Source organism: Streptomyces sp. CNQ085, assembly GCF_022614595.1.
In the GTDB taxonomy this organism is placed as follows: Bacteria; Actinomycetota; Actinomycetes; order Streptomycetales; family Streptomycetaceae; genus Streptomyces.
This window is the reverse complement of the sequence record NZ_JAJFAU010000020.1, coordinates 1-3,544: the sequence shown is the minus strand read 5'-3', so window position 1 is coordinate 3,544 and position 3,544 is coordinate 1. Positions and strand designations below refer to the sequence as shown.

The 3,544-nt window shown below is 75.0% G+C and carries 3 protein-coding genes and 1 pseudogene; 2 read left to right on the top strand and 2 right to left on the bottom strand.

What is annotated here, in order from left to right:
- Positions 1 to 263: SDR family oxidoreductase (locus LJ221_RS23400; RefSeq protein WP_308314729.1), on the bottom strand; the 263-nt coding region annotated here is incomplete at its 3' end.
- A 140-nt stretch (positions 264 to 403) separates the two neighbouring features.
- Positions 404 to 1,588, bottom strand: coding sequence for a serine hydrolase domain-containing protein (locus tag LJ221_RS06135; RefSeq protein WP_241714460.1), 1,185 nt, complete (start codon positions 1,586 to 1,588; stop codon positions 404 to 406).
- Between the two features lie 387 nt (positions 1,589 to 1,975).
- Here LJ221_RS06135 and LJ221_RS06130 point away from each other — a divergent pair, with 387 nt between their 5' ends.
- Both LJ221_RS06130 and LJ221_RS06125 read left to right on the top strand, forming a co-directional pair.
- Positions 1,976 to 2,383: an SsgA family sporulation/cell division regulator gene (locus LJ221_RS06130; RefSeq protein ID WP_241714458.1), complete on the top strand. Its 408-nt coding sequence runs from the start codon at positions 1,976 to 1,978 to the stop codon at positions 2,381 to 2,383.
- A 326-nt stretch (positions 2,384 to 2,709) separates the two neighbouring features.
- Positions 2,710 to 3,544: pseudogene (locus LJ221_RS06125) on the top strand (peptidase S41); the annotation flags it as partial.

Here is a 3,544-nt window from a genome sequence, read left to right as displayed (position 1 = left end):
GGACGCGGATGCGTCCGGCGGGGCCGGCGCCACCACCGATGTCGCCGGATGCGGAACAGGGACCCCCGTTCCGCCGATGTGGCCGGGACACCGCGTGTCCGCGCGTCCCCCCAGCCAGGCTCCTCCCCGCCGAGCGCGTGGCGCAGCCCGAGGCTGGAGGCCAGCAGCCCGCCGTCGGCGGGGAGGGTCAGGCCGGTGATCCAGGACGCGTCGGCCGAGGCGAGGAAGGCGACGGCCGCCGCGATGTCCTCGGGCCGGCCCACGCGGCCCAGCGGATACCCGCGGGCCGTGCGTTCGGCGCTCTCGCCGTCGACGTCGGTGGCCGGCGCCCGTGACCAGTACCGCGTAGCCCCTCGGACGTTCCCCGAACCGCCGCACCGGGCCAGCGTAGGCGCCGGTCCGGTCAGCCGTCCCGGTGCGCGGCGGCCTTCCTCAGCGCGCGCACCAGAGCCTGGGCGCGCGGATCGGAGGTGACCGACCTCTGCAGGGAGTTGGTGACGTAGGCGAAGGCCAGTCCCGTCTCCGGGTCGGCGAAGGCCAGCGAGCCGCCGCGGCCGGGGTGGCCGAAGGATCCCGGTCCCAGCATCGGCGAGGACGGGCCGTGGAGCATGTAGCCCAGACCGAAGCGGGTGGCGACCAGCAGGACGCGGTCGGGTCCGGCCGACTCCTCGGTACGCGCCTGGGTGAGGGTGGCGGGGGCGTACAGCCGGCGGGTGCCGTCGCCGAGGTCGCCGATGAGCGCCGCGTAGAAGCGGGCCAGGGCGCGGGCGGTGGCCACTCCGGAGGAGGCGGGGAGTTCGGCGGCCCGGTAGGCGGGGTCGTTCTCGTCGGGCTGCGGGTCGATGGCTCCGAAGGCGCGGCGGGTGAGGGAGCGCGGATCGCGCCAGGCGTCGGCGACCTCGCGCCTGGGGCGCACCCGCGGCCCGGCGGAGGCGGGCGCGGGCGGGGCCTCCACCTCGGCGATCCGGCCCACCCGGTGCGCCTGGTCGGCGGGCAGTCCGATCCACAGGTCGAGGCCGAGCGGTGCGGCCACCTCCTCGGCGAACCAGCGGCCCAGGCTCCGCCCGGTGACCCGCCGCACCAGCTCGCCCAGCAGCCAGCTGTGGGTCTGCGCGTGGTAGCCGTGGGCGGTGCCCGGCTCCCAGGCGGGCTCCTGGGCGGCGACGGCACGCGGCCCGAGGACGCCGTCGAGCGCCTGCTCCGGGCTCAGGGGCGTGTCCAGGGCGGGCAGCCCGGCGCGGTGGGTGAGCAGGTGGCGCACCGGTACGCGCTCCTTGCCCGCCACCTTGAACTCCGGCCAGTAGGTGCCCACCGGCGCGTCCAGATCCAGGCGTCCGCGCTGGTGCAGCAGGTGGAGGACGGCGGCGGCCGGGCCCTTGGTGACCGAGCGGACGACCTGGGCGGTGTCCTCGGTCCAGGGCTCCCGCCCGCGGGGGTCGGCCAGGCCGCCCCACAGGTCGGCGACCTTGTGCCCGTCCCGGTAGACGGCCACGGCCGCGCCCCGGTCGCCGCGCTCGGTCAGGTTGGCGCGGAAGGCGTCACGGACCGGCTCGTAGCCGTCCGCCACCGTGCCCTGGACGTCCACCACTGTCTTCGTGCTCCCGCCGGTCGAAAGGTGATGCGTGCACCGATGTGTGCCGCCGTACATGGTGCTACGGGTGCGGCGGCGGTCCCGACCGGGGGTCGGGTCGGAGCGCGGCTCCGGGCGCCTGCCGCGGGCCGTGCCGCCGACGGGTGAGCGCGGGGGCTCCGGGGGGCGGTTGTCACCCGGAGCGACACACGGGACGACCCAGCGCTTCGAAGCGGTCCGGTTGCGGATGGATCGGGATACTTGACCGGTCCGGGGGAACACGCCATCAATGTCGGATCTTCACGAAACTGTTGCGGAACTCACAGCGATTACCTGCGGTATGCCGTCATGAAAACGCTCTGACGGGGTCGTAGGAGAAAAGGCCCCCCGGAAAAGGAGCACCCCATGCGCGCAGTCGTCGACCACAGTGTCCAGGCACGTCTGATCACCGTCCCCTCCGTCACCCGGGAGGTGACCGTCGGACTGCGATACGACCGCCACGACCCCTTCGCCGTCAGCCTGGTCTTCCCCTCCGACGTCTCCCTGGACGGGCAGGAGGTCGTCTGGGTGTTCTCCCGCGAACTGCTGGAGGACGGGCTGCGGGCCGCGGTCGGCCTCGGAGACGTGCACATCCGGCCGTCCGGGCCCGAGCGGACAGTCATCGAGCTGCGCGCCCCGGAGGGGGTCGCGGTGATCGAGTTCGACACCACCGGCCTGCTGCGCTTCCTGCGCGGCACGTACGGCATGGTGCCGGGCGGCTCCGAGTACCTGGAGCTGGACCTGGACCGCGGACTGACCTCTCTGCTGGGCTGAGGCGGTGGCCGCGCGTCCGGCGCTTCGGCAGGCAGGCGCCGGGGGACGGCCGGGACGGAGGCCGCGGGAGCACGCGACACCGCCCAGTGCCACGCCGCACAGCACAGCAGCTCAAGAACGACGCAGGACCCGCAGACCCCAGAACCCCCGGAAGACCCTCGGGACGCGGCACGGACGAGCCGCACACCCGCACGGCACGTGCCCGCCGGTGCCCATGGCCGACCCCGCCCGGCGGAGCCCGTCCCCGCCGGTGAGAGCGGGATCGCCGACCGCCGCACCGCTCCCAGGAGTTGCCGCCCGCAGCCCGGCTGCCGACCATGGGAGGGATGACCGCGACCCCCGGATCCCCAGGCACCCCCGTTCCCACCTCCCCGGACTCCTCCGGGGCATACCTCAGGTTCCCGCACCTCCACGGTGAGCTGCTCTGCTTCACCGCCGAGGACGACCTGTGGATCGCCCCGCTCGCGCCCGGGGCCGCCCGGCCGCCGCGCGCCTGGCGCCTGACGGTGGACCGCACCCGCATCGGGCACCCGCGCTTCTCCCCCGACGGCAGCCACATCGCCTACACGAACTGGCGCAGCCTGGACCCCGAGGTGCACCTGACGCCGGTCGACGGCGGGCCCTCGCGGCAGCTGACGTACTGGGGCGCGGTGGACACCCAGGTCCGCGGCTGGACGCCCGAGGGGGACATCCTGGCCGTGGCCTCGCACGGCCAGCCGTTCTCACACTTCGCCTGGGCCCACCGGCTGCCGCCGGGCGGCGGTCCGGGCGAGAAGCTGCCCTGGGGCCCGGTGGCGGACCTCGCCGTCGCCGATCTGGCGGGGGAGCGGCGGACCCTGCTGCTGACCGGCACCCCGCCGCACGAACCGGCCGCCTGGAAGCGCTACCGCGGCGGCGCGACGGGGCGGTTGTGGCTGGAGGGTGAGCGCCTGGTGCCCGAGCTGCGCGGGCATCTGGACTGCCCGATGATCGTCGGCGGCCGGATCGCGTTCCTCTCCGACCACGAGGGGGTGGGCAACCTCTACTCCTGCCTGCCCGACGGCACCGACCTGCGCCGCCACACCGACCACGCCGACTTCTACGCCCGCCACGCCTCCACCGACGGCGAGCGCGTGGTGTACCAGTGCGCGGGCGAGCTGTGGCTGGTGGACGACTTCTCGC